This window comes from Pasteurella oralis, assembly GCF_042681465.1.
GTDB classification, from domain to species: Bacteria; Pseudomonadota; Gammaproteobacteria; order Enterobacterales; family Pasteurellaceae; genus Pasteurella; species Pasteurella oralis.
Window position 1 is genome coordinate 1 of the sequence record NZ_JBHUFP010000005.1, and the last position, 22719, is coordinate 22719.

Sequence of the window (22719 nt, forward strand, 5' to 3'; positions counted from 1 at the left end):
AGAGTACTTGTTGAGAGTGTGAATGTTGATAGAGATTTATTTATTATAGATGCACTATCTTCGGTATCTGGTCGATTATATGAATCGACAGAAACTCGTCATGGGGGTGGTAGTGATAGCGATCAACTTATATCAATAACTACATATAAACCTGGAACACGGAATATTCAAGCAAGAATAGTGACTGGGGAAGGGGTAATTGATACTTATCAACAATCGATTTCGATTCCAAAAAATGTAGAGTGTTCAATTGAAATTACGTATGAAACATTATCTGATACATCGACCGACTCTGATTCATTTACATTTATCTCTGTTGTTAAATCTAATGCCTCAAAATCAATTAAACAAGTAATATAAAAGGGCGTTTAGCCCTTTTTACTTTTCGCGGATCATATACGGATCATTTTTTGTTATATTTTAGTTGTACAGAGATATGATGTAAATTTATAACTTATTGATTTTAAATCTATAGTTATATCTCTGTTATATCTTTTTTGGTGGAGCTGGCGGGAGTTGAACCCGCGTCCGAAATTACTCTACCTTCAGTACTACACGTTTAGTCTAATCTTTAATTTCATTTACCCACTGCGGATAGACACGCGATAGATAAACTAGCTTGATTCAATTTAGCGTTTCGATCCTCAGGCGGCGGCATCCACGCGATCTCGTTTGGGTTTGACTCCTCTTGATCCCCGTCTTACGAGCGGAAGCTAGGGAGAGAAGGCGATGAGCAGGTTATTAAGCTGCTAAAGCGTATTGTTCGTCGTTTGCGACTATTTTTTTGCGGTTTATTTACGAGGCCTACCGCACCTCGACGTGCACCTTGGGCTTCGCTAATCCCGTCGAATCCAGAATCAGCCCCAAAAACTTGGCATAGTCTATCAAAGATGCCTTAGAAATAAAAGCATTTTTAAAAACCACTATGTTGTTGTACACCTGATGCAGCTAATTAAAATTAAGAAATAAAATCATTAGAATTGTGAAAGATGGGGAATAGGTGGTTTCGTAGTTTTAGTGATTAATTGGGATATGATTGCCTTTAAGTTTAAGTGTGTATAGTAAGTTAGTAAATAAAAAGTGGGGAAGTAACTCTTTATAGTTGGAATAAGATGTTGGGTATAAGGAATTTATCTTTTTATTTGCGACGATTAATGTGTTATTGAAAAATGAATGCCTGAGGAAGATTCAGGCATTAATGGATATTTACGATTTTTAACAGTGAGTTATGTGATGTGAATACCACTACACAATATTTTTGCTAAATTGTTTGTGTATTAAGCTGCTGCTAGTGAGTGCATCTTTGCAATAATATCATCATGAATTTGGTGTAATTCCTGTTCTGAGCATGCTTCATTTTTTAGTTCATATTTGCGCATACGTTGTACTGCAAGTTGTTCTTGTAAGGCGTGTAGGTTCTCCGCTTGCTTTAAAATTAACAGTGCAGCTGATTTATTATCAAGCCCAGCAACGGTTGCAAAGCTTGAGATATAAATACTCACATCACCAGTAAAGCCTGCTTCTTTAAAAGCAATGGCAGCAGATTCACGCTCTTTATACTCTTCTGAGAAGCGAGTCCATTTTGAGCTAATATTCGCAGCAGTATCATCAACATTATCAACAAGTGATAGAATAAATTCTCTTTTACGTTGAGCCTGTTTTTCTGCAGAAAGCACCCATTTACCGTTAACCAATTCATGATAAACAGAAGGTTGTGTGTCAATTAAAATCGGGTATCCTTGTTCGTCACTCGTTATCTGTTTGCCATTTGACTGCCCATCAATTAATTTCTCATAATATTCTTGTGTAATTTTATTCATATCATCTGTAATGACATGAAGCTCTTTTATATAAAAACCGTTTGTTTTTTTATCGTAAAAATACATTTCCTATCTCCCAATAGCGCGCCAAAATACAGTGATATTTCGGTCAGTATATTGGCGAATTGTCATTGAAGTATTTGTTAAAGTAGTTAAAACTGGGTCTTGAGTTAAACGCTTATCAGTCATGATTGCATATGACATAACAACATTTAATACCTTGTTTGGGAAAGCTATTGGGAAGTTAACTGGGGTATCTGTACTGCCCCCGCTTCCAGCATTAAGTAGAGCTTTTCCCCACTGCTCAATAAATCCATCAGGGCTTTTACGCCAGCCGTTTTCTTGCAACGCATGCTGATACGCATTTGCTACACCACTTTTAAAGTCTGTAATGTCAGTATGAGAATGCGTGTGAGTAACATCTGCTTTCTCTATTCTAACCTGTTGAATATCTTGTGCTAATTTACTAGCGTCTAGACTTCCAGCATTTTCTACAACCCCATAAGCTTTAATCCAGAATTGAACATCGTCGAAACTGTTTCTTGCTTTAATGCACAACTTTAATACGATAGATTTTGGTCTGTTCTCATCAGCTGTTGGGACGACTTGAGAAGCGTCAAATTTAAAACCTCGAGGCGTTTCTGCACCCCCATTTTGGTCTGTTGTCCAATATGTCCATTTTGCTTTGTTTGGTAGGATTGCACCTTTAAAGATTTCGTGATTTCTTGATGATTCGAATTCTAAAAACTGGTTACCGCTTCCTAGTGGACTTAAATCAATTTCACCAGTGATATTACGGATTGCGTCACTTTGAATTTGACCAACGCTCAAACCATTCCAAGCATTACGAATGAATCTGTCCTCAGCTAATGGCACATTTGAGATAGAACCGTATTTTAAAACCAGATGATCGTAAAGCTCAGGATAGCTTTGTTGTGTGACGACATTACGGATGCTATTAAAGGCAATCCAACCGTCTGGGATTTCGTCAAATGGAAAATAAACCGTCATACCTACATCTGAGTGATTCAGGTTCGGTAAGATGTCGCTATTACCATTAGCAACATATAAATCAGGATATGTGGCTTGATTAAATTTTCCACCGTTCGCTCTTAAAAAACCTCTTGGAGTAACATTTTTGGGAAATGCGACAACTGTACCCAGAGGGACACCTTTACCAGCTAATTCTTTGTTTAATTCATTAAGTGCGAACTCCGTTGCTGCTTTTGTTTTATCTGTGCCATTTGTTTTATGCGACAGTACTGTTTGCCCAGCAGTTACATCTGTTGCCCTTGTGGTCGCAATGTCGCGCACTTTTTTAATTGCATAACTCGTTGCAACAGTGTCAGAGCTTGTACTGTTATCGTTATTTGATTTTTTACTATTTGGGATATAGTTATTCAATGCACCTCTCACCTCTGTCACCAATGCTTTAATAATATTAATTGCTTTCGGCGTTGCTGCTTTATTTTCAGCATTTGAATCAGTGCTTGAGTCAAGTTGCACTAAGCCTCTTTGTGTTGTGCTTGCATCTTGCGCAAGGTAGCGTTTTTCAACTTCACTTTTAAGATATTGAGTACGATTAGCAAGTTGTTTTATCGGCTTATTGCTAATACCTTCTTCGCCACCATGAACGGGGTCATTTTCTTCAATACGATAAATTTCGCTTTCCCACTTTGTTGTTTCTTTTAAACCTGCCATTATTTAAACCCTCTTTAAATGTCTTTTAAATATTTATGCGGAACCATGATTGTATTGCCCATTGTAACGAGCTTGATTGTTGTAAAGTATGGGCGCAGCTTTATAGTCAAGTACGCCCAGAAGACAGCGTGCAGGCGTAAAATTACGTAAAATTTTATGGATTTCCAACGCTTGTTCGTTTGTTACCGGTTTGCTTAATTGAATGCCATAGTATGCCCATCTCTCATCTTGTGGAATTTGATTAACGAAAGTATTTGCGCTGTAATCACGATTTTTTAATCCTTCATCAATTTCCACTTCACCAAAGCCGAGTTGGCGAATGACTTCGCGTACTGACCAAGCTGTACCTTTGTGCCGATGTAGTTCGACGGATTTTTTGATCAATCCTTTTTTGGATTCTTGTGTGTGGGCTAAAAATAAACCATCATAGCCTGTTGCACTCCATTTTTCTGCTAACACTTCAATGAAACGATCATCGAGTAATTCCACTAGTGTGGTCATGATTGGTGACAACTTAAAGTGCGGTAGCTTTTTACCGAGTTCTGCCAGTGCTTTATACTTAGCATCTTTTTCGATGATATCTGGATACTGTAACTTAGCCATGTGTGCGCTCCGAATCGACTTCGACGTGAATCGCGGTACAATTTGCCCATTGGTTATCAGCGACAATAATTTTTTGTGGTGAATTGAGCGTGACATCATAAACCCCTTCAACACGTAATGCACTGATCAAGGCGGATGGTACAACATCTAGTCCTAGTTTTTTGGTTTTGTCAGAAAGATAAACTTTCAGTGCATCACGTGCTTTGCTTTTAATGATATCTTCACGATACCCCTCTAATAATTTAAGCGTAGCACTAATTTGATAATCATGTTGAATTGGTGCTTGTACTTCAACGGTGTCACATAACGGGCGGCGTTTTTCCGCGCTAACATATTGTTTAATATCATTGAGCAGGCGGCTATCAGGCATGCCTTCTTTCGTGAGTACAGTAATTCGTACTAAGCCACCTTTAGGCGTTGTCACATTGACATCCGCAATAGTTTGTGAAACAGCGCGGACATGGTAATCATAAGCAGCAATTGAGCCACAGGTTGAGAATGCTTCTGGGGCGGCTAAAATGCGCTTGCGATAATCATCATCACTTTCTTGTACTAAGCCGCCACTAGGTATATCAATATTACTCACAGTGACTTCAAGTGATGTTGCCAATGGGCTTTTTAAGGTTTTTACTCGCCCGATTTCCCAGTCGTTGCCGATAGTGCCAGTCAAATTAGCTTGAGCTTCAATTTCCACATAACTAATCAGCGAAGTAATGACGTCATCATTGAGTGTGATGAATTCGAGCTTGTCATCAACAGCTACTCTTGTTCCTTTAGGGATTAAAGTGGCTTCATGTGGGGCGGAAATAGTAAAACGTAAAATACAGCGTGCAGGTTTATCTTGTAAGCGATAGCAGCCCATCGGCTCACCGCATAAGTCTAGTGCTAAGCCTCGTGCAAACTGAGGAAAAGTATTTAGAAAGGCTTCATTAATTCCTTTACGTACTAATAATTCTCGGTAGGCGTAAGATTGAATAATTGAGCGCTCAATATGCGCAGGTTGCAGGGTTTTACCTGTGCGTTTTTCATAATCAGCAATAGTTTCTGCGAGAATCTGTTTGATATCTTCAGAAACAATTTTTACATCATTACGTTGCATCATGGGCGTATTTCCGTTGAATAGATTTCACGATAGACATCTTCTTTTAAAGACCAAAAAATAGTGAAGGAAAAGTGCGGTGCATTTCCGCTGACTTTTATCTCGTCCACATTAATGCGTTTTTCCCAGCGAGAAAGGGCAAAGGTAATTTCTCGCACAAAGTGAGGTACCGCGATATCTTCGGGTTGGTCAATATAATAAAAGTGATTAGAACCAAATTCTGGGCGTAAAATATCGCTCCCTTTGAGTGTGGATAGTATGTTAACTATACAAAGGTGAATATCGTCAATCCCCTGTGTGACGGCTTGATTATCCCGTGCAGGAGAGAGTTGCCAGTGGGTCGTTAAAAGTGTTTGTGTGTTCATGCCCTTGAGGATACAAGGGCAGAGGTGGTTTTGATTTTAAACTACTTTAAAGAATTATTTCGCTGTGCTGGTTTCTTTGCCATCGCCTTGTTCAATATGTTTGTGATGCTTCAGACTGATGTGATCGGCTTTAATATCACCTCCTTGCGTTTCAAGTGAACCATTAATTAGTGCGGTAGCACCATTGCCGCCGCCATAACCAGTCATACCTTGCATATAAGTTAATGCACCTTGAACCATAAGATTTCCTGTGGTTTCTGTTGTTGGACAATCTATGGTAACTTTTGATGGCGATTTTATCAGAATGTCACCAACGGCAGATACTTCAACATGACCAGAATTACGGTCATGTTTAATCACTGTGCCGTTACTGAATTTTTTCATCCAAATTGCAGGATTGCTTACTGGTGTTGGATCTTGCATATTGTAAATCGTTCCTAGTACACAACCACCTTCACCACGAGCATCAAGCAGAATAGCGACCAGTTCACCAACATCAGGTAGACAATAAAATTGATTGCCCCCCGCATTCGGTGTTAAATAGGAGAGCCAAGCCGTTTCTAAATTTTCAAGTGCAGGAAGGATACAGCGTACTTTGTGTAATTTGCCATCGACTTGGCTGACAATACCTTCTTGATAAGTTGCCATGAAATTATGGGTTTGCATATGTATTCTCCATTGCTTGAGTAACTAGATCATCTGCAATAAAGGCTAATAATCTCACTTCAATATTAGTCGTATAGCCTTGTTTACTAAGGGTGTGACGTGAAGACTTAATTAAATATTTACCAGAAAAAACGCCTAAATTACGTAACAAAATACTGTTGCCTGCGACTAATTTTGGATTACCAATGAGTGTAATATCACCAACTTGCTGATCTTCATTTTGTTGCGCTAATGCAGCCTCACCTCGTGCATTAATTTGTTCTTGGCTTTCGCCTCGCGTCACAATTTGTAAACTGTCTTCACTGGTTTTGGCAGATTGTGTAATGTCTTCTCGTTTGGCTTTTGCCTTTTGAGTTTGTTTCAGCACTCGCTTAGATTCACTATTGTAGCCACTGATATTGACTTCTTTCGCCGTATCTTTCAACTTATCGCGTAGACTCAGTGAGATGACATCTTGTTCTTCAATTGTCAGAATGGGAGGAGTCTGACTTAGCGTAGTCTTGGCCGTAAAAACCAGTTGTTCTCCAACCACTTTAAAGCTGTGGTGATATTCCTTACTAAGTTGTAGGAGGAACTGTAAATCACTTTCTTGATATTGCGTGATTCTTTTAATTGGAATTGCTTTAATTTCACCAACTACTTTGAGCTTAAGCCGATTCGCAACAGTTTCAACAATTTGTGCTAACGTGGTATTTTCGTAGGCATGGGGTTTGAGTGTACGTTGATTTGTTGACATTCCAGCACTTAAGGCTCGCAGCGTAATCGTGGCAGGCTGATATTGGTATTCCACTTCATCAATTTCAAATGCACCAATATCCACTAGTTGTGCTGCTTTATAACCAATGGCAGCATATAATTTATCGCCTTGGGTAGGGAACCACTGTCTAATCCATTTGCCATGAATATCTTCAAATCGCACAGTTAATTCATCACTTTGCCCTTCCAAATGATCGGTATAAGACATTTCAATTAAATGCGGTTCAATTTCAGCCGTAATATTGGTTTTTTCGTAAAATAACGAAAAATCAGGTTGTGGTACATTAGCCATTATTTCCCCTTAACCATGGTGGCATATCTTCATTGGTTGTTGGTTTGACTTGTAATACTGGGATAAAAACGGTAGCGCCAGTAGGGAGTGCTTCACAAAAGCTTATCTGTGGATTAGCATCGATAATTCGTGAATATTCTAAGGCATCACCATAATAGTAATAGGCAAGATTATCCCAACGCTCGCCTTGTTTTACCGTATGTTTAAGCAGGGTCTGTGTCATGTTCTTCTTCCTTACGGGTTAGTTCTTCATCTGCACGCAGGACAATCCAAGCAGTCATTTCCGCAACTCTTGGCGCAAGCATATCGATGGTTTCTGTCACATTTGTCATTGCGCTATTGACTGAAGGAAACCAATCTTGCCAATTTGTCCCTTCTGTACCTTGCTGGAAGCTAGTTTGCATGTCCGCTAAATTGGTTTGAATTTCCATAATGCCTTGACTAAATTCATTAACCACAGGAAGTACGGCGCTGATTTGAGCCAATAATTCACGCATTCCAGCCAGTTGATTAAATGGACCTAGCGCATGATTAACTTGGGCTAATGCTTGTGGTAAGTCAGCTAAAGCAGAGGTGCCATGTGCAAATTGTTTTATCACAGCTACGGTGTTTTGTACTTCATCAATAAGGCGTTTACCCTGGTTATAAAGATGAATCCCTTTATTCAAGATATCTTTGCTCTTGTTGATCCCCTCGAAGATCGTAGGCGGAAAAATGGAGCCAAGTAAGGCGTTGCTCCCTAAGTTGAGTGCTGCACCCAATTTTTCATCTTTCAGTTCACCTGCAAATTCTTTTAAACTCACATCTAACTCACGACAAAGTACATTGCCATATTTATCGGTGAACTTAGTGGTAGCATTAATATTAGTAATAACAAAGTTGCCTTTAAATTTACCTTGTCCCCAAATTAATGCTAAAGCTTGTTGTTTTGCTTTTGCATCTAATAACGCTTGATAGCGGCTTTCGACACCACCTATTTTATGATGGAGGCGTACGGCTAAGCTGAGATCAATTAGATTTTCTCCTGTTGCTTGTAAACGTGGTTTACCTTTTACCACTGTATGTTCAGCAAAATTTGCAGGTTGGCTTTCAGAAAAATCAGTGATATCAATTGGTTCAAGGGCAATAGTGCCTAACATTAAATACATTAGTATGCTCTCCGTGTTCGTTGTTCCATAACGCGTTCTAACATTTTTTCAAATTCGGTTAAGCTCATTTTTAATCCGTCTTTAATGTCATTTAATGCTTGGCTACTTGGGCTGACATTAATAATTGGATTAAAATGAATAGCCATCGTGTTGTTTTGCGCAAGTTCTGCTTGTTTTTGAGCGAAACTTGAACGTAGCGATTGATATTGTTTTTCTGGTGAAATACTGACCGCACTTGCCAGTTCATCACTCGCTCTCTCAACAAGATGCGTTGATTTATCAATACCAATGACCAGCCCTTGTACTGTATTTTCACCAAAGCCCATAAATACCCGACTTGGCGAGTTAATACTTAGTTTTTCAGCAAACCAGTTTTTGACACTTGTACCAAGCTCACTTACCGTTTCCTTTGCGCTATTCCAAGCATTGCTAATACCATTGACCAATCCATCAATAATATTTTTTCCTAAATTGGTAAACTCTGTAGGCAAATCAATACCAAAGTAATTTAAGACAGATTCAAAGATGGATTTGAATAATGACAACGGGCTAAAGGCGAGAATAGTATTACCAAGTTCTGAAAAATTACCATCAAATAAACCTTGAAGGCTTTCCCAAAAGCCGTTAAACCAGCTACTTATACCATCCCAAACTGCAGACCAAATCTCTTGTACGCTATTCCAAAGAGTTGAAACAAATTGGCAAGCACTTGCAAAAATGCCTTTAATACCTTCCCATAATTGTAAGAAAAAGCCTTTGATCGGTTCCCAATAGCGATAAATGAGATAAGCCGCAACGGCGATACCTGTAATTAATAGACCAATTGGATTGGTTAATAAGGCACGTCCAAGGAACAGGAAAGCGCGCATTGCAATGGCGGCTGCTTTGACAAGTTGACCAGAGAGTATGCCAGCTAAGGCTCGTATCCCCCTGCCAACTTTAAACATGTTGCGGATGAAACTTGCTGAAAATTGTTTGGCTAAAATTGTGCTTTTAGTAAAGGCACGTATAAAGCCTTGTGTCAGTTTACCGCCAATGAAATGAGTAAATTTCCCCAGTTTTTGTAATAGTGTAACGACTTTTTGACCAGCAGACCAAAATGACAGCAGTAGCATACTACTGGTTGCAATCACCGTTTTTAATACCAAGAAAGTTTCGACTACACCGACTAAAACGAAGCCTATTTGTAGAATTTGATCAATTACTTGAGGATTGGCGTTGACCCAATCAGTCATGCTATGAATGACAGGTATGAGCTTATCAATAAAGAGATTAATAGAAGGTAATAATCGAGTACCAATGGCAGTTCCCAACTCATCAAAGCTTTTTTGTAAAGTATGAATGTTGTTTTCTGTTGTATCAGTGGTCGCTGCAAATTCGCGTTGAATTGAGCCGATATAATGTAAATGACCATTGCCATCCACTTTTTCTAACAAGGCTAATTGATTTGCGTATTGTTCGCTATTTTTACTTAGTAACATCATGTTACTGGCTTGTTGGCTGCCAAATATATTGGTAAGAATCTCAAATTGTTCTGCGTCAGGTAATTGTCCGATTTTGTTGATGAAACCAGAGATTGCTTCTTGTGCATTATTATTCATTGCTTGTGCGAAAGATTCAGCACTCAATCCTAACTTTTGTAACGCTTGTGCATGCTCTCCCGCTTTTAATCGGCTAAAACCAACACTCATTTGCTTAATAATTTGCGAGGTATCTGTCGAGCTTTTACCTAGCGTTAAAAGCGTTGAACTAAGTGAAGCGATTTGGTTTTCCGTCAAACCAAGCAATTTTGCTTCCATGCTGATTTGGGTGAGCACATCGACGATATCGCTAGCATCTGAAGTTGTTTGATCAGCAAGGTAATTAATTGCATCACCTAATTGCCCGATTTCAGTGATTGGCTTACCTAAGACATTTGACAGTGTGATCATCGCTTTGCCTACTTCATTGGCATTTTTCTTAAAAGCAACCCCTAATTTGACCACACTTTCGGCATAATTTAATAGTTGTTCACGCGCAATGCCATCACCGCCACCTTGCGCAACAAGTGAAGCTATTTCTTTTTGGGTGACAGGCAGAATACGTGTCAGTTTAAGGAGATCTTGTTCCATTTCCTTAAACTGTTTTGGTGAATCAAACTGCACAACACGTTTTATTTCTGCCATTGCACTTTCAAATGCGATTGCAGGTTTAGCAAGGGCTGCGATTAAATTTGTTGTTTGAGTGGTGACTACTTTTAATGCATTAGCTGAAATTTCTGCATTTTTTCCTAATTTAATGAATTTTTCTGAGGCACTGGTGGTTTGGTCACGAAGTATGCTTAGATTACTTTGTAAATTTTTAATATTGCTAATGGCATCACTGACAGATGCATCAACAATTAAAGATATGGTGACACTCTTTGACATGGCTTATATTCCGCTTATGTATGTTAGTTAGAAGCAGGAATGTGATTAGACATTGGACGAGATAAACGGGTGTACCGCGTTATGTCTGATGTCTTGCTGTTAAATAATTCACATTGTCTGCCTTTCTTTTAGTTTTTTGTTTATTCAGATTGGTTGAATTTCGCTGTTGCTATGTTTGTATTATGTGTACATTCTGTTTAGTTTGATGTTGGCTAGTAGATAATAGATGGTTTGTTATAAAAAGTAGTAAAGCCACGTTTATAGCGTGGCTTTATTGTATCCTGCTTTGATTTGGCGGTTTGCCTGTTCTAACCAATTTGATAGTTCTTCAAGTGTCATTTGATCAATTTCACTGATGTTCCAACCATACCACCATGCCACATCCGCAATCATTGTATTAAGCTGTTCAATGCTTACTTTCCCTTTTGCATATCCATTAATGCATTTTGAATTTTGGCATAATCAACAATATCCATTGCATCAAAGTCTTCCGGGACTAAATCCGTTAATAATGAAAGCATGTAAATTTCTTTTTCTGCATCTGAACCATTGTAGTTACCCATTTGTTTGACATCTGATACTTTGGCGCGGCGGATTTTTAAGTCTTTGATCTCTTTTCCTTCACCATTTTTAATTGGGAAAGCAAGAGAAATGGTGCGGTAACTTTGTAGCTCTAATTTAGCCATAAAAAAACTCCTTAGTAGATTATTGTTGATTTCTACTCAGGAGTTTATTACTGCGAGATGTTAATTGATTTTAAACTGCTTTAAAGAATTATTGTCCTGTGTTTGTGCGGTATTTATTCAATACATCTTGTCCACTAACGCGTAAAATATTTGCAAAGGCATCATAAAATAAAATTTCTTTTCCGCCGACAGTTTGTTTAATGGAATGCACTTGGAAAGTATCTGCATGCTCAGTTGCTTCTTTGTTTTTCAAGCTACCACCTGTGGTTTTACTGAAGCTGACGTTCATGATCGTCACCATAGGTTCTTCAGCCATCAAGCCGCGTGCATCAAAAACTTGTAAGTTAGAACGTGCCATTAATTGGACATTTTTCATTGGGTTATAAGCTTTCGCACGTACTTCAGGGTAGAAACTATCCCAAGTCACTTCGCCTTCTAATGCCGCGATACCCGCTGGTAATTTAATGGTACCGACTAAGCCTAATGCTTTATGCTCAATTTGTTCAAATTCAATGTCTGGTAATTTGAATTCTTTGGCTTTGCCAAGTAATGAATTACCATCCATATAGACATTGGCATTTACAATTTGATTAATTGCCACACTCATTTATTGCTCCTTTTATTTCTGTGAAACTAAATTTGCCAAGTATTTACGGGTCATTACGCTGGTATTAGTAATGCGTTCTGCTGGTAGTTTTGGCGTGTAATCATAAGTTAATGGTACTTGACCTTTACTGAACGCATCGACTAAATCATAGTCATAATCTAGACTGACGCTGTAACCTACAATTGATGGTAATGCACGTAAATACGTGTCGACGGTTTCAGTTAAGCTATCAATTAATGCATCATCAATTGGGCGATCAATATATTGTAATTCTACACGGCGGATAGATTCATCGATTAAATCACCTGTGCGAAGTGCGGTTTCAAAATTAATGATATGTGTCACCGTTGGGTAATTGGATGAGCGATTGCCCCAAAGGCGGAAACCTGTACCAAAGCTATTGAAAATCGTGGTGATACCGACTGCATTTAAGCGATTGGTTTCGCTTTGAATATCATCAACACGTGCAGTTAATGGTAATTCCATACCGATGACACCGAGTAATTGATGGTTTGAAGTACTGTGCCAATAACCTTTCTCTACGTCCACTTTCATGCGAACGCCAGCGGCATGTACTGCTAAACTTTCTAATTCATTGTTTGATCCCATTGCGTAAGGGAAGAAATGACGTACGCGCTCACTTGACGCACTTGCATTGATTGTGCCATTTGGACCTCGTCCTTGAATTGCTTGCGCTAAACTGGTGCCTTTGGGTAATTGCACATAAGCGACTGCTTTTAATTGCTCCGCTAACGTACCTAAGGCTGCTGCGCAGCTGTCAGTTTTGTCAAATTCAGGACAAATTAAGATTTTGGCATCAGCACCATAAAGGTTGAAGCCGTCACGTAACAATTCAAAACCTTTACGTTTACCTGTTACATTATCAAAGCCACCTTTGATATCGTCTTCAGTCACTTTGCTTGGGTCTGCATAAGTGTAAGTAGCAGTTAAGTTCTCTTTTGATTTGGTTAAACGAATCTCACCTGTTTGCATATTAACTGTGTAGTCTTTATCAAGTTCTAGTACTGTACTATCAGATTTTAAAGTTAAACTTAACAAACCTTGTTTTTGTGTACGACCCATTAAGGTTGTTTGATCAAGAGTGATTGACTCGTCAGTGACATCAGTTTTATGTTTGGATACATCTAATACATTGACTACATATACTTGGCCTGCTGCGTAGCGGGCGAGGACATCAAATGCATCAGGCAGGGTAAAACCTTGATTTAAGATCGTGCCGAATTTGGCAAAATCTTTTTTGGTTTGACATAATGTGAGTTCATTTAATGCACCCATTGGGGCAGTGCCGACAATGCCGATAATTGCACCGTCAACAGTTTCTACTGCAACTGAGCCACCTGTGACTCGTTTTGTTTCAGTACCGTGATGGAAGGTCATTTTTTTCTCCTATATTTCGGTTGGTTTCGGTTTTAAATTTGGGTTTAGGGGGTGGTGTGGTTGGCGATAATGCACACTGGTTAACCGGGTTAAGTCTTTGCTTTGTTGCTGTTCGACTTGTAAGGTTTCTGTTTTAATTTGTAATTGATAGCGCCAAAGTGCATTTTCTTTTGCGATAAAAGTTTCGTTGATTATTGAACAAGCAAAACAATGCGTTGGACGAAATCCCACAATAGCAAGTCTGACTTTATCTAGCATGGCTAAAGCACCATCGTCATGGTATTGATGACGAGCAATCACTGTGAGATTGATGCTGAGAGTACGACGCTGTTGAAGCAGATCTGTTTTGTTGCTATCTTCAAATTCAGAGCCGACATATTGGATTAAAATAGCACCCGGCTCATCTTGTAACACATAATCCTCAACACTATCGGGGAAAAGCACGACTGCAAACGACTTAACTTGCGTTAAGAGATGCGTTTGAATGCTGTCTAAAATCGGTTGTGTTGCGCTCATTTTTTTACCAAAATTAAATGTTGTTTTAAGCTGATTTGCTGTGTTGAATAAGCGTAGAGTAGAAAAGTGAAAGGTAAAAAGATTTTAAAGTACTTTAAAGATTACAACAGGATTTAGGTAAGCGGTAAACGAAAGATAACATCGATAAGCACATTGGCTTTAAATGGCGTTTAAATCGCTCGCTGTACGTTTAAAATGTTGTGAATAATAGGATTGGCTGTTTTAGCACGCAGACGCGCTGACAGAATATCAGACGCGTTTTGCTTATTTTGTTAGCCTAGCTTTTGTTCCATTTCTTCCTCTAAAAGTGCGGTCACTTTTTGCAAAATTTTGTCATCAGTTACTGGGTTGCTGATAGCAATACCATTGTGGTGCAATCGATGCCTAAGAGCGCCATAGAGTGATTCGGGTTGTTGCAATTGAGTGACGATTTTGTTGATAGTCAGTGTTGCTTGCTTATCATTAAGTAGGATTTTCATCAAGTTACCTCTTTGTCATGTTTGCATGGCAAATGTAGGGCAAAGAATAGGTTATGTATTAAGCCCAATATTTTTCAGGACGTGCAATACCCGCTTGACAATCAATTGTGTATTCCACTATGTCTACGCCTAGACGATTAATATCTGCAAACCAAATACCATGTGGTTGTTTATCCAGATCGATTAATTTACGATCTTGTAAATATTCAAGTTGTTGACGTAACTCAAGCGCACTGACATCAGGATAAATACCATGCAGTACATCTAATAAAAATTGTTCGCTAGTCGCATAAGGCGCCGCCTTATGTAAAATGTTCAGTAATTGCCAGCGCATGCCTTCACGTCTTGCTTTTTGCATCATTTCATCACTCTTTTTTGATAAATATTGTCAATCTTTTCATATAACGCATCTAACTTTGCCTCTAAAATGGTTTGCCCACGAATGTAATCTTCACGCAACACATAATTATGCGGCAAGGCGACTTTCAGTTGGTTTAATTCTTTTTCCAGATCTTCTACTTTTTCATTCACACGTTGTTGATTATTATGTCTTTCACGTAATGAACTTTGAAATTGTGCCACTAGAATTTTGGCAAAACCAAAGCAACAGCCGAGAAAGGAAAGTAATAAGCCGACTAAATGCCAAAAATCTACATTAATTGTCATTCGTGCGTTTCCTCGTAGCAAATATGGCGATAAGTTTGATTATGGACTAGAATTTGACGTAAGGTTTCAGTGCTGTCTTGCATGCTAGCTTGGATAAGCGCAAAGCCAGCACAGCTACTATTCGTCACGTAGGTCGCCTTCGGTGTGCAAGCGCTTAATAAGGTGATCACGGTGAGTACGACGTGCATTTTCTTCATGTTGTTTTCTCGTTTGATGATGTTTAATTTGAGTTTCTACGACGGTTTTTTGAGTATGCAACTGTTCATTTTCTTTTAACAATGTTTCAATTCTGCGCTTGGCTTGTGTAAGGCGGAGCACTACATAGGCACAAAGTGCTAAGAAAAAGGTGATGCAAACGAGTACAATTTGTAAATTCATTCTTGCCCCCGACGATGTAATGCATTGGCAAATCCTTTTGTTGCAATTCCACCTCCACAAAAAATCGCGAAAATAGCAAATAAATCAGGTACATAACTACGGTCTAGATAGACACAAATAATTAGAATAATCGCCATTAATAGTGCGCCACCAAATTGGATTGTGCCTGTCGTTGATAGGCGTCCATTGTCATTTGTAATTAATTCCTTGAAGTGCATGAATACCTCACTAAACTGTGTATGTTAAATTATTGTTAGTGATCAAATAAGTGATCCACATTGATAATTTGTTCACTGTCCAACCAAGACCAAACATCAAAGCAAGGGCATTGTTTGAGCCATTCGTGTTGACTGATTACTCCATCACCATTATGGTCTGGGCTTAAATCGCGATGACCATAAATGTTGGCATCTGGATATTGTTGAGTCAGTTGTTGTAATACCTGATACAACGCGTGCCATTGTGCTGCGGTAAAACGACCATAATATTGTTCATCTCCTGAACCTATTCCGCCGACTAAACAGATTCCAATGCTGTGTTTGTTATGCCCACGCACATGTGCGCCTATTTCACCAATTTTGCGTCCAGTTTCAATCGAACCGTCACAATCAATAATAAAGTGGTAGCCAATGTGTTTAAGGTGGGGATTGAATGTTCGCGCTTGGAAACCGCGCTGATAGCCTTGTTTTTTATGCCAATGATCAATAATCATGGCAGCAGTTTGCTTGTCATTATGCAGTGCTTTGCCATTTTGTGTTGCAGAGCAATGAATAACAATTTTTTGAATTGGAAACATGACACACTCCTTTATTCACATGTTGTCTATAAAGGAGTTTAATAAAGTTATTTAAAGGTTGATTTTAAACTGGTTTAAAGAACCACAGGCAAGAGAGAAGTCGTTTTGTTGAGAAAAGAACAGTCACGACCACATGATATACTTTGACAATCTACCAATTTAGATGACACAGTTAGTAAATTATGTCGTGTTACATCTGAAATAAGCGCATTAGCCAAATAATTTAATTTGCCGTTTTGCCACTTCTTCTTTTGATACTCTTTTAACAATTTGATAGACCCATTGCATTGAAACATTGTATTTCTTTGCCAGATCGCGATGATTTGAGCCAGTAAATTCATTAAAAATTTTTCTATCACGCTCATTTAAGGTAAAGAGTAAATTGCGCGGAATATAAATGACTTCACCACCCCAGTTTTTTGCCATAGCTTGCGCAATTTCAATCCCTGTTTGTTTTGCTTTATCTTGTTCAATATCAATTTTTTTTAGTAGCTCGACTTCAATATGGCGCGCAAGATCGTTGAGAATTTCTGGCGCTTTTTGTTCAAAGCTTTCAATTAGTGTTTTATCCATAATGTTCCCCTAAACGCATGTTGACAGAAATTATATGTGTTAAATTTGGCAAAAGGTGAAAAATTTTTGTGCAGCTTTTAGCTAAGAAAGGATAATTGATTGAAAAACATGCTAAAAATGTACTTTTTATGGGTGAAAAATAGTTTGTTGATAACAACTGAGCACGGCATCATAAACCATATTTTTATCCAATAAACGCCCATGTTGCGCCAATTTTTCCAGCATGACCCGTTTATGCCAATTTTTTAAACTTTCTAATAAATGGCTTGCATGGGCATTATCTAAAGCATAAACCGTCATAAACCAGAGCGGATAGCTTTTTTTATTCAAAATTCGATGAACATAGCGATTCAGAGCTTGAATGCTGCCATCACGTAAGAAACCTTGCTGATACATGGTATGCCAGATCGCATAAATTTTTAAGCTGATTGTACTTTTTGCCCTTGTCTGGTTTAATCGAGTATTTTGTAAGTAGGCACTGGTATAAATCTTAGCGCCTTTGCGTTGTAATTCATAAATTACGCGATGCAGCTCAGGAACAGAGCAGAGTGTTGCACTTTTTTTATTGGTCAAACGTTTGAGCATGGCACGATAATCTTCATCTTGCATAGCAAGTTGTTTTTGTCCAATTTTAACTAATTGAATTAAGTGTTTTTTCATACAGAGCCTCTTTATCTTTCAATATCGCACGCGTTAGCAGGTATGCCAGTACAACAAGTGGATAAATTGAGCAAATTAAAGCGGTAGTTGAGCCGTTTTGCCTGTACCAAACTGTGTTTATAGCATTGGCTTGCTGTGTTTAAATTGCCTTCTATAATATATTCTTGCACTATCTCTAAATTCGCAAGCAATGCAGCCATTTCTTGAGCGAGCTGATCTTGGGTTGGTGTCATCATTTGGTATTCCCGACAAAAGGTTTAGTTAGCATGCGTTGACAAAATTCTGCGCGCTTGATGCACCAGTCTTGATTAAAAGGTTGTTTGGCGGAAATTGCGGCAACTTCCCAATGGCTGCGTGCTAATTCATACTTACCTGCCCGTTCAGCTTTTGCCGCGCGAGAACTGTAGTGTTGGAATCGGTTAAAATGAGTATTCATAGTTTTCCCTCTGCTTATTGAAAATGGAATATGATGTGTTTTTTTAGGTTTCACATGAGTTCAAACGCCTGCAATATCTAAAGTAATGGGCTCATATTGATCCGTATCACCTTGTCGTTCATAAATGCGCACATAGGCTTTAGAACTGACAACCTGTACGCTTTCACTAATCGCTTGCATCGCGTTTTGCCAACGTGGATCTTGGATATTGACTCGACGTAAGCTCAGAATGCGTGAAATGCTTAAATTTCCTTCTTTATCCACATTAAATGCTTGTTCAATCAGAGTTTTTAACTCTGGGCGAGAACCAATTGACCATTCATTCAAGCACTCATCAATCAAAACCTTCGCCGCTTGGATACGCTCATCAAATTGTAAATGTTCATTAATGGCACGTTGAATTTTATATTTACCATCATAGCTAAATAAGGTGATATTGCCCTTATTGCCTCCTAATTTGGCATTATACTTTTCTGCTGATAACTCAACGAAGGCTTGAATATCAGCGAAAATATGGGTTTTAAAGGCATTAATTGCCTTATTTAAGGTTTTCGCTTTGTCAATCCATTCCAAAACTAACGCGTCGCGTGCTTTATCGATGTCTTTGATCAATTCTTCTGGGGTTAAGGTGCCTTTGGCATTTTCCCAATAGGTTTTGTCTTCAATCACAAGTTTTGTCATTGTTTCTCTCCTTTTTCTGATTGGATAGGTTGGGGCATGGCATAACGCAGGTATAGGGTAAATAATCCGCATTGACTTTAGGCGTAATGCCTCTTTGTTCGCCATCTTGATACACTAAATACACCACACCATCGATACAAGTTTGTTCAATTGTAGTTTCAATATTTTGTTCACAACTACTCAGAGCGAAAAGTGCGGTCAGAATGAATAAAATTTTCTGCATGTCATTTCCTTAAGTTAATGGGAAAAGGCGAGTAGTCTTCAACTTGAACCCATTTTCTACAAATCTGTTATTGCATAACAGTGCTACTGTTTGTAATTTATTCATGTTTGCCCAGTAATTCCGTTCTAGCTTGGAGCAACAATTCAGCGCTAATCAATTTATTCGCACCTTTTGCCACCATGCCCGCTAAACGTAACGTTTGACTCAGTAAACGTAAACCACCGCTCGTTTCTGTCATGGCATACATGACTTTTAACACCTCTTCGTCATGATCCAACTGCCAAGCTTTAGCAACTGCTAGCGTATCGGCTTTTTTGGTTTTCTGAATCGAAGTATTTTTAGCAACCCGTGACCATAATCTGGCGTATTCATGGCTCGCTGCTATACCACCTTTCATACGGGTATAAACTTTGTCATTACCGACCAACACTAAACCAATATTGGCTTCCTCTTGAAGAATACGTAACTCTTCTAATGCTTCATAAGGTAAGTGATCTGCTTCATCAATGATTAACAAACCAGTGGTGCCTTTGATTTTTTTGCAAATCAGCCGCGCCAGTTTGCCTTTACGCTGCGGGGTATCATGCATACCCAACTCAAGAGCAATTTCATACAAGATTTCACTTAAACTCGCTCGTGCAGGACTAGCAGTGACTAGCCAACAATTTGCACGTTGCTGTGAAAACTGCTGAATTGCTTTGGTTTTACCTACACCCGAAGCGCCGTAAACTGTCGCTAAACAGTTAGCTATTTGCGCAAATTCTAAAGTTTTAAAAATTTGCTTGGCGGTGGTAGTCTCAATAAAACTAGGTGCCATGACAAATTCACGTGCTTGCGTGGCTTTTTTATGAAAAAATGCATTCAATTTACTTTCAATTTCACTTGTCACGCCTTTATATTTGCCATGGATATACGCACTCAATGCACCGGAATTGATGCCTGCTTCTTTGGCAATTTGGGCTTGGCTGACACCAGTGGTTACGCGATAGGTTTTTATTTTTTCGATTAGGCTTTCCATGTTTACCTCGTTTAAATCAATATTTCTGCTGTTTTAACTGTTCAACACCTTGATAAAAGTTTTTCTCAAATTCACTGACTTCTTCGTCTTCTTGTGTGATCACTTGGACTTTTCTGACCGCACTTTTTTCAGTGACTAACATTTCAATCACACTGGATGTTAGTTTTTGTTCTTCACGTACTTCAGGTTGAAATTGCGTGATTTCATTGATTTCCATCAATGCCATGTCTTGCGCAAGACGCTTAGTATTTTTGCTTATTCTGGTGCGCAGCCGCTTTTGTTCACGTGCGGCTTGAGTATCGTTAAAGGATTTCGCTTCACGACAAATAGCCTCTGCTAAAAAGGCACCATCTAAGCTGTAGACATAGACCTTTTGGTGCAATTGAGCAGGATCAAAACGCACGACGACATGCGAGTGTTGACAGCCGATTAATGACTCTGCCCAATATTGGTTTTTTTGACCAAAGAGTGAACCACCAGCATCCAAATAAAATTCCCCATTGCGTTTAATTTTGACTTTTTCACTAGTCAACATCAGCATTCTGAGTTGTTCAGGTGTGGCTTTACGAATGACTGCTTGTGCATAATCGCGAGCAAATACTTGCTCAAAGCTAAAAATTCCACGACATATTTCTGTATTTCGTCCTTCCTTTTGATTAAAGATTTCTACACCACGTGCCAATGCTTGTAAAAACACCTCATAATCTACGCCTGCTTTACCGCCGTTATAATTATCAGGTTTATCATAGATATTGGCTCCAGCATAAAAACCAGCTAACGCAGGATCTTTATCGACGAGTTCACCAACGCCGCCATGTGAAAACGCTCGTTCAATCGGCTTTGCTTGACCATGTCCTTTACCCGCAATCACACTGGTCCAGTGAAGCTCAATGCCCAATAATGGAATTAATCCTTTAGGATCGTCTTGTTTGACTTTAAAACGGTAGCGATTAGGTACACCACCTGTCATCCATTTATTGGCTGCTGCTCGCGTGTTATCAATCGTAATATGGCGTGGGATACCATACTTATAAATAACATCCAGTAAGGCATAACGAATACTGTCAGTGTTTTCACTTATATCACATCTGAAACCAAGAATTTTACGAGTACGAACATCTTGCCAAAACCATGTTTTAGGACGAACGATTTCACCATTTTTCCACTTAACAAAGACATTATGTTGATAACCATCTCCATTAAGCCACTCCATCACTTGAATATCCGATACTGAACGCTGTAGAGCAGGTACTAATTTACTTAATGCATGTTCACCTTCACGTTTCAGTACAATCACTTCATAAGGTACTTCTCGGTCAATTTTGCGTTGTACACTTTGACGACTTGGAATAATCCAACCTGCTTTTTTAGCGGCTCGCTTTAATCTTTCATAACAGGCTGCAATAGAAGGTTTTTCTGGGCGCAGATAATCAGTCAGGAAACTTTCCCAAGCTACTGAATCAAACGATGCTTTCTTTTTTTCGGTTTTTCCTGTGCGCTTTAATAATAGTGCGAGCCAATCAGAAGACGCAAATCCACGCACTTTGTAATACCAATTTTTCAATGAACCGAGTGAAATTTGCTGTGCAGCAGCCACAATATGCAATGCTTCCATTAATGGCACACCTGCATCAAGAAATTGCTGGAGTGTGCTTACCGCCAAATATTTTTGTTCTGCTTTGGCTTTTTGTATTTGACTGGCCTGATCAAACGGCTGCCAAAGACGGCTTGATAAATCTTGTTGCGTTTTGACTTTCGCTTCAGGTAACGTTTCATTTGTGGTAAGTGATTGTGCTAAACGAAAACGAATTTCTTTTTGGATCGCGACAGGAAGCGCAGTAAATACATATTCAACACCGCCACCACGACCTTCTCTTTTACGATAAGGCCAATTTTCACGTTTTGCTTTCTGTTGGACATTTTTATGAGCATGAGGCGCGGAGTTTAACTTAAACGATGCGATTTCGGCAGCTGAATAATGCGTTTTTATAATTATGTTATTCATAGACATTCTTTTCTCTTTTATTTAACTTAAAAGTTGTTTATCATCAGAAACGATCGCTTAAAGTTGGACGAAAATTTCGTCGTGCAAATCGACCAGCCCAAATAACCTCTGGTGCGACACCGATGGCATTGGCAATAATTCTCTCCATTTTAGGATAGGGTTTATCTAGCGCAGATTTGAGCGTGCTATAACTTAAATCGCATTCAAGCGCTAAAGATCTTAATGACCAGCCTCGTTTTTTGAGAGCTGCAATAATATCCGCACGATGCCAGTCAGTTGCTGCGGTTTTTTTATTTACGTTTAATACACCCATTTTTTATATCTCATCGATTGCCTTGATAGCTGTATTAAAACGTAAAACTTAAATATTTGCAAGCGTAAAAGTTAATTTTTTACTTAAATTTTTCTTTTAAGTTATTTTTAACAGCAAAATCAACATGTTTGGTTTTAGTTTTACGCAAAATTTGTGTAAAGGAAAATAGTAAAACATGAGCAAAGCAAAGATTTACGATCCTCATTTCTCTGACAGAATGAAATTGATTGCTGAAACAAAATTTGGCAATAATCACAGTGAATTTGCTAGGGCAGTAGGTGTTGCTATTACATCATTAAACCGATGGATAGCAGGTGAAGCCGATCCTTCTCGAAGTAATTTAATCAAAATAGCGGAAGTGAGTAATGTCAGCTTAGAATGGCTTGCAACGGGTAAATCTTTAAGTCAAGCACAAACACCAGATTT

At 38.8% G+C, this 22719-nt stretch carries 32 protein-coding genes, 1 other RNA gene and 1 pseudogene; 2 read left to right on the top strand and 32 right to left on the bottom strand.

Translation table 11 applies throughout. The features are described from left to right. A partial coding sequence (locus tag ACFSAV_RS04045) for a hypothetical protein (protein ID WP_379096480.1) occupies positions 1-360 on the top strand: 360 nt, incomplete at its 5' end. 138 nt (positions 361-498) lie between these two features. Here the strand turns inward: ACFSAV_RS04045 and ssrA are convergent. The 32 genes from ssrA to ACFSAV_RS04205 all read right to left on the bottom strand — a co-directional run bounded on the left by ssrA (position 499) and on the right by ACFSAV_RS04205 (position 22293). Beyond that, positions 499-865, bottom strand: a transfer-messenger RNA (tmRNA) gene (gene ssrA / locus ACFSAV_RS04050). 412 nt (positions 866-1277) lie between these two features. Beyond that, entirely contained in the window at positions 1278-1886 is a 609-nt protein-coding gene (locus tag ACFSAV_RS04055) for a hypothetical protein (RefSeq protein ID WP_379096483.1), read from the bottom strand. Positions 1887-1889: 3 nt separating this feature from the next. Further along, positions 1890-3521, bottom strand: a complete 1632-nt coding sequence (locus ACFSAV_RS04060) for a phage tail protein (RefSeq protein ID WP_379096486.1) — start codon at positions 3519-3521, stop codon at positions 1890-1892. A gap of 33 nt (positions 3522-3554) precedes the next feature. Then, positions 3555-4124, bottom strand: a complete 570-nt coding sequence (locus ACFSAV_RS04065; protein ID WP_379096489.1) for a phage tail protein — start codon at positions 4122-4124, stop codon at positions 3555-3557. Then, entirely contained in the window at positions 4117-5223 is a 1107-nt protein-coding gene (locus ACFSAV_RS04070; protein WP_379097305.1) for a baseplate assembly protein, read from the bottom strand. The genes ACFSAV_RS04065 and ACFSAV_RS04070 overlap by 8 nt, the downstream gene beginning before the upstream one ends. After that, the gene (locus tag ACFSAV_RS04075) at positions 5223-5588 is read right to left on the bottom strand and encodes a GPW/gp25 family protein (RefSeq protein WP_379096492.1); all 366 of its coding nucleotides are present in this window, start codon (positions 5586-5588) and stop codon (positions 5223-5225) included. The genes ACFSAV_RS04070 and ACFSAV_RS04075 overlap by 1 nt, the downstream gene beginning before the upstream one ends. 54 nt (positions 5589-5642) lie before the next feature. Beyond that, positions 5643-6254: a phage baseplate assembly protein V gene (locus ACFSAV_RS04080; RefSeq protein WP_379096494.1), complete on the bottom strand. Its 612-nt coding sequence runs from the start codon at positions 6252-6254 to the stop codon at positions 5643-5645. Further along, on the bottom strand, positions 6241-7302 hold the full coding sequence (locus ACFSAV_RS04085; RefSeq protein WP_379096497.1) for a phage late control D family protein: 1062 nt from the start codon (positions 7300-7302) through the stop codon (positions 6241-6243). Before ACFSAV_RS04085 ends, ACFSAV_RS04080 begins: the two co-directional genes overlap by 14 nt. Next, positions 7295-7525 carry a tail protein X gene (locus ACFSAV_RS04090; protein WP_379096499.1) on the bottom strand — a complete coding sequence of 77 codons (231 nt, stop codon included), beginning with the start codon at positions 7523-7525 and terminating at the stop codon, positions 7295-7297. Before ACFSAV_RS04090 ends, ACFSAV_RS04085 begins: the two co-directional genes overlap by 8 nt. Beyond that, on the bottom strand, positions 7506-8450 hold the full coding sequence (locus ACFSAV_RS04095) for a phage tail protein (protein WP_379096502.1): 945 nt from the start codon (positions 8448-8450) through the stop codon (positions 7506-7508). The genes ACFSAV_RS04090 and ACFSAV_RS04095 overlap by 20 nt, the downstream gene beginning before the upstream one ends. Next, positions 8450-10858: a phage tail tape measure protein gene (locus tag ACFSAV_RS04100; RefSeq protein ID WP_379096504.1), complete on the bottom strand. Its 2409-nt coding sequence runs from the start codon at positions 10856-10858 to the stop codon at positions 8450-8452. The genes ACFSAV_RS04095 and ACFSAV_RS04100 overlap by 1 nt, the downstream gene beginning before the upstream one ends. Positions 10859-11116: 258 nt before the next feature. Continuing rightward, a complete protein-coding gene (locus ACFSAV_RS04105; protein ID WP_379096507.1) occupies positions 11117-11239 on the bottom strand; it encodes a GpE family phage tail protein in 123 nt (40 codons plus the stop codon). A 32-nt stretch (positions 11240-11271) separates the two neighbouring features. Beyond that, a complete protein-coding gene (locus ACFSAV_RS04110; RefSeq protein WP_379096510.1) occupies positions 11272-11544 on the bottom strand; it encodes a phage tail assembly protein in 273 nt (90 codons plus the stop codon). 88 nt (positions 11545-11632) lie between these two features. Continuing rightward, a complete protein-coding gene (locus ACFSAV_RS04115) occupies positions 11633-12151 on the bottom strand; it encodes a phage major tail tube protein (RefSeq protein WP_379096512.1) in 519 nt (172 codons plus the stop codon). Positions 12152-12163: 12 nt separating this feature from the next. Beyond that, positions 12164-13549 carry a phage tail sheath family protein gene (locus ACFSAV_RS04120; RefSeq protein WP_379096515.1) on the bottom strand — a complete coding sequence of 462 codons (1386 nt, stop codon included), beginning with the start codon at positions 13547-13549 and terminating at the stop codon, positions 12164-12166. Between the two features lie 9 nt (positions 13550-13558). Beyond that, entirely contained in the window at positions 13559-14065 is a 507-nt protein-coding gene (locus ACFSAV_RS04125) for a Gp37 family protein (RefSeq protein ID WP_379096518.1), read from the bottom strand. 272 nt (positions 14066-14337) lie between these two features. Further along, positions 14338-14544 (bottom strand): hypothetical protein, encoded by a 207-nt coding sequence (locus tag ACFSAV_RS04130; RefSeq protein WP_379096522.1) that lies wholly within the window; start codon positions 14542-14544, stop codon positions 14338-14340. 58 nt (positions 14545-14602) lie between these two features. Further along, the gene (locus tag ACFSAV_RS04135) at positions 14603-14905 is read right to left on the bottom strand and encodes a hypothetical protein (RefSeq protein WP_379096525.1); all 303 of its coding nucleotides are present in this window, start codon (positions 14903-14905) and stop codon (positions 14603-14605) included. After that, the gene (locus ACFSAV_RS04140; RefSeq protein ID WP_379096528.1) at positions 14902-15210 is read right to left on the bottom strand and encodes a hypothetical protein; all 309 of its coding nucleotides are present in this window, start codon (positions 15208-15210) and stop codon (positions 14902-14904) included. The genes ACFSAV_RS04135 and ACFSAV_RS04140 overlap by 4 nt, the downstream gene beginning before the upstream one ends. After that, positions 15207-15338, bottom strand: coding sequence for a hypothetical protein (locus ACFSAV_RS04145; protein ID WP_379096531.1), 132 nt, complete (start codon positions 15336-15338; stop codon positions 15207-15209). The genes ACFSAV_RS04140 and ACFSAV_RS04145 overlap by 4 nt, the downstream gene beginning before the upstream one ends. Then, positions 15328-15588 (bottom strand): DUF2681 domain-containing protein, encoded by a 261-nt coding sequence (locus ACFSAV_RS04150; protein WP_379096534.1) that lies wholly within the window; start codon positions 15586-15588, stop codon positions 15328-15330. The genes ACFSAV_RS04145 and ACFSAV_RS04150 overlap by 11 nt, the downstream gene beginning before the upstream one ends. Further along, positions 15585-15806: a DUF2644 domain-containing protein gene (locus ACFSAV_RS04155; protein WP_379096537.1), complete on the bottom strand. Its 222-nt coding sequence runs from the start codon at positions 15804-15806 to the stop codon at positions 15585-15587. The genes ACFSAV_RS04150 and ACFSAV_RS04155 overlap by 4 nt, the downstream gene beginning before the upstream one ends. Before the next feature lie 35 nt (positions 15807-15841). Beyond that, on the bottom strand, positions 15842-16384 hold the full coding sequence (locus ACFSAV_RS04160) for an N-acetylmuramoyl-L-alanine amidase (RefSeq protein ID WP_379096540.1): 543 nt from the start codon (positions 16382-16384) through the stop codon (positions 15842-15844). A gap of 210 nt (positions 16385-16594) precedes the next feature. Beyond that, positions 16595-16957 (bottom strand): Mor transcription activator family protein, encoded by a 363-nt coding sequence (locus ACFSAV_RS04165; protein WP_379096543.1) that lies wholly within the window; start codon positions 16955-16957, stop codon positions 16595-16597. Positions 16958-17083: 126 nt separating this feature from the next. Next, positions 17084-17617: a gp16 family protein gene (locus ACFSAV_RS04170; protein ID WP_379096546.1), complete on the bottom strand. Its 534-nt coding sequence runs from the start codon at positions 17615-17617 to the stop codon at positions 17084-17086. A gap of 11 nt (positions 17618-17628) precedes the next feature. Continuing rightward, on the bottom strand, positions 17629-17853 hold the full coding sequence (locus ACFSAV_RS04175; RefSeq protein WP_379096549.1) for a hypothetical protein: 225 nt from the start codon (positions 17851-17853) through the stop codon (positions 17629-17631). Continuing rightward, positions 17850-18053 carry an ANR family transcriptional regulator gene (locus ACFSAV_RS04180; protein WP_379096552.1) on the bottom strand — a complete coding sequence of 68 codons (204 nt, stop codon included), beginning with the start codon at positions 18051-18053 and terminating at the stop codon, positions 17850-17852. Before ACFSAV_RS04180 ends, ACFSAV_RS04175 begins: the two co-directional genes overlap by 4 nt. Positions 18054-18113: 60 nt before the next feature. Then, the gene (locus ACFSAV_RS04185; RefSeq protein WP_379096555.1) at positions 18114-18734 is read right to left on the bottom strand and encodes a DUF3164 family protein; all 621 of its coding nucleotides are present in this window, start codon (positions 18732-18734) and stop codon (positions 18114-18116) included. Next, a complete protein-coding gene (locus ACFSAV_RS04190) occupies positions 18715-18957 on the bottom strand; it encodes a membrane lipoprotein lipid attachment site-containing protein (protein WP_379096558.1) in 243 nt (80 codons plus the stop codon). The genes ACFSAV_RS04185 and ACFSAV_RS04190 overlap by 20 nt, the downstream gene beginning before the upstream one ends. Positions 18958-19054: 97 nt before the next feature. Continuing rightward, positions 19055-19975, bottom strand: coding sequence for an AAA family ATPase (locus ACFSAV_RS04195; protein ID WP_379096561.1), 921 nt, complete (start codon positions 19973-19975; stop codon positions 19055-19057). Between the two features lie 16 nt (positions 19976-19991). After that, positions 19992-21980, bottom strand: a complete 1989-nt coding sequence (locus ACFSAV_RS04200) for a transposase domain-containing protein (protein ID WP_379096564.1) — start codon at positions 21978-21980, stop codon at positions 19992-19994. Positions 21981-22023: 43 nt separating this feature from the next. After that, positions 22024-22293 (bottom strand): helix-turn-helix domain-containing protein, encoded by a 270-nt coding sequence (locus tag ACFSAV_RS04205; protein ID WP_379096567.1) that lies wholly within the window; start codon positions 22291-22293, stop codon positions 22024-22026. A gap of 175 nt (positions 22294-22468) precedes the next feature. On the opposite strand from ACFSAV_RS04205, the pseudogene ACFSAV_RS04210 reads away from it, so the two are divergent. Continuing rightward, positions 22469-22687: pseudogene (locus ACFSAV_RS04210) on the top strand (helix-turn-helix domain-containing protein); the annotation flags it as partial. Positions 22688-22719 lie beyond the last annotated feature (32 nt).

What these genes read in the sequence shown, in the direction of transcription:
- ACFSAV_RS04155 (WP_379096537.1), bottom strand. Translation starts at nt 15,806, where the DNA reads ATGCACTTCAAGGAATTAATTACAAATGACAATGGACGCCTATCAACG.
- ACFSAV_RS04135 (WP_379096525.1), bottom strand. Translation starts at nt 14,905, where the DNA reads ATGATGCAAAAAGCAAGACGTGAAGGCATGCGCTGGCAATTACTGAAC.
- ACFSAV_RS04085 (WP_379096497.1), bottom strand. Translation starts at nt 7,302, where the DNA reads ATGGCTAATGTACCACAACCTGATTTTTCGTTATTTTACGAAAAAACC.
- ACFSAV_RS04060 (WP_379096486.1), bottom strand. Translation starts at nt 3,521, where the DNA reads ATGGCAGGTTTAAAAGAAACAACAAAGTGGGAAAGCGAAATTTATCGT.
- ACFSAV_RS04140 (WP_379096528.1), bottom strand. Translation starts at nt 15,210, where the DNA reads ATGACAATTAATGTAGATTTTTGGCATTTAGTCGGCTTATTACTTTCC.
- ACFSAV_RS04130 (WP_379096522.1), bottom strand. Translation starts at nt 14,544, where the DNA reads ATGAAAATCCTACTTAATGATAAGCAAGCAACACTGACTATCAACAAA.
- ACFSAV_RS04120 (WP_379096515.1), bottom strand. Translation starts at nt 13,549, where the DNA reads ATGACCTTCCATCACGGTACTGAAACAAAACGAGTCACAGGTGGCTCA.
- ACFSAV_RS04160 (WP_379096540.1), bottom strand. Translation starts at nt 16,384, where the DNA reads ATGTTTCCAATTCAAAAAATTGTTATTCATTGCTCTGCAACACAAAAT.
- ACFSAV_RS04185 (WP_379096555.1), bottom strand. Translation starts at nt 18,734, where the DNA reads ATGACAAAACTTGTGATTGAAGACAAAACCTATTGGGAAAATGCCAAA.
- ACFSAV_RS04205 (WP_379096567.1), bottom strand. Translation starts at nt 22,293, where the DNA reads ATGGGTGTATTAAACGTAAATAAAAAAACCGCAGCAACTGACTGGCAT.
- ACFSAV_RS04175 (WP_379096549.1), bottom strand. Translation starts at nt 17,853, where the DNA reads ATGATGACACCAACCCAAGATCAGCTCGCTCAAGAAATGGCTGCATTG.
- ACFSAV_RS04075 (WP_379096492.1), bottom strand. Translation starts at nt 5,588, where the DNA reads ATGAACACACAAACACTTTTAACGACCCACTGGCAACTCTCTCCTGCA.
- ACFSAV_RS04110 (WP_379096510.1), bottom strand. Translation starts at nt 11,544, where the DNA reads ATGGCTAAATTAGAGCTACAAAGTTACCGCACCATTTCTCTTGCTTTC.
- ACFSAV_RS04165 (WP_379096543.1), bottom strand. Translation starts at nt 16,957, where the DNA reads ATGGATAAAACACTAATTGAAAGCTTTGAACAAAAAGCGCCAGAAATT.
- ACFSAV_RS04100 (WP_379096504.1), bottom strand. Translation starts at nt 10,858, where the DNA reads ATGTCAAAGAGTGTCACCATATCTTTAATTGTTGATGCATCTGTCAGT.
- ACFSAV_RS04095 (WP_379096502.1), bottom strand. Translation starts at nt 8,450, where the DNA reads ATGTATTTAATGTTAGGCACTATTGCCCTTGAACCAATTGATATCACT.
- ACFSAV_RS04070 (WP_379097305.1), bottom strand. Translation starts at nt 5,223, where the DNA reads ATGCAACGTAATGATGTAAAAATTGTTTCTGAAGATATCAAACAGATT.
- ACFSAV_RS04125 (WP_379096518.1), bottom strand. Translation starts at nt 14,065, where the DNA reads ATGAGCGCAACACAACCGATTTTAGACAGCATTCAAACGCATCTCTTA.
- ACFSAV_RS04080 (WP_379096494.1), bottom strand. Translation starts at nt 6,254, where the DNA reads ATGCAAACCCATAATTTCATGGCAACTTATCAAGAAGGTATTGTCAGC.
- ACFSAV_RS04150 (WP_379096534.1), bottom strand. Translation starts at nt 15,588, where the DNA reads ATGAATTTACAAATTGTACTCGTTTGCATCACCTTTTTCTTAGCACTT.
- ACFSAV_RS04055 (WP_379096483.1), bottom strand. Translation starts at nt 1,886, where the DNA reads ATGTATTTTTACGATAAAAAAACAAACGGTTTTTATATAAAAGAGCTT.
- ACFSAV_RS04195 (WP_379096561.1), bottom strand. Translation starts at nt 19,975, where the DNA reads ATGGAAAGCCTAATCGAAAAAATAAAAACCTATCGCGTAACCACTGGT.
- ACFSAV_RS04170 (WP_379096546.1), bottom strand. Translation starts at nt 17,617, where the DNA reads ATGAAAAAACACTTAATTCAATTAGTTAAAATTGGACAAAAACAACTT.
- ACFSAV_RS04090 (WP_379096499.1), bottom strand. Translation starts at nt 7,525, where the DNA reads ATGACACAGACCCTGCTTAAACATACGGTAAAACAAGGCGAGCGTTGG.
- ACFSAV_RS04190 (WP_379096558.1), bottom strand. Translation starts at nt 18,957, where the DNA reads ATGCAGAAAATTTTATTCATTCTGACCGCACTTTTCGCTCTGAGTAGT.
- ACFSAV_RS04065 (WP_379096489.1), bottom strand. Translation starts at nt 4,124, where the DNA reads ATGGCTAAGTTACAGTATCCAGATATCATCGAAAAAGATGCTAAGTAT.
- ACFSAV_RS04180 (WP_379096552.1), bottom strand. Translation starts at nt 18,053, where the DNA reads ATGAATACTCATTTTAACCGATTCCAACACTACAGTTCTCGCGCGGCA.
- ACFSAV_RS04200 (WP_379096564.1), bottom strand. Translation starts at nt 21,980, where the DNA reads ATGAATAACATAATTATAAAAACGCATTATTCAGCTGCCGAAATCGCA.
- ACFSAV_RS04115 (WP_379096512.1), bottom strand. Translation starts at nt 12,151, where the DNA reads ATGAGTGTGGCAATTAATCAAATTGTAAATGCCAATGTCTATATGGAT.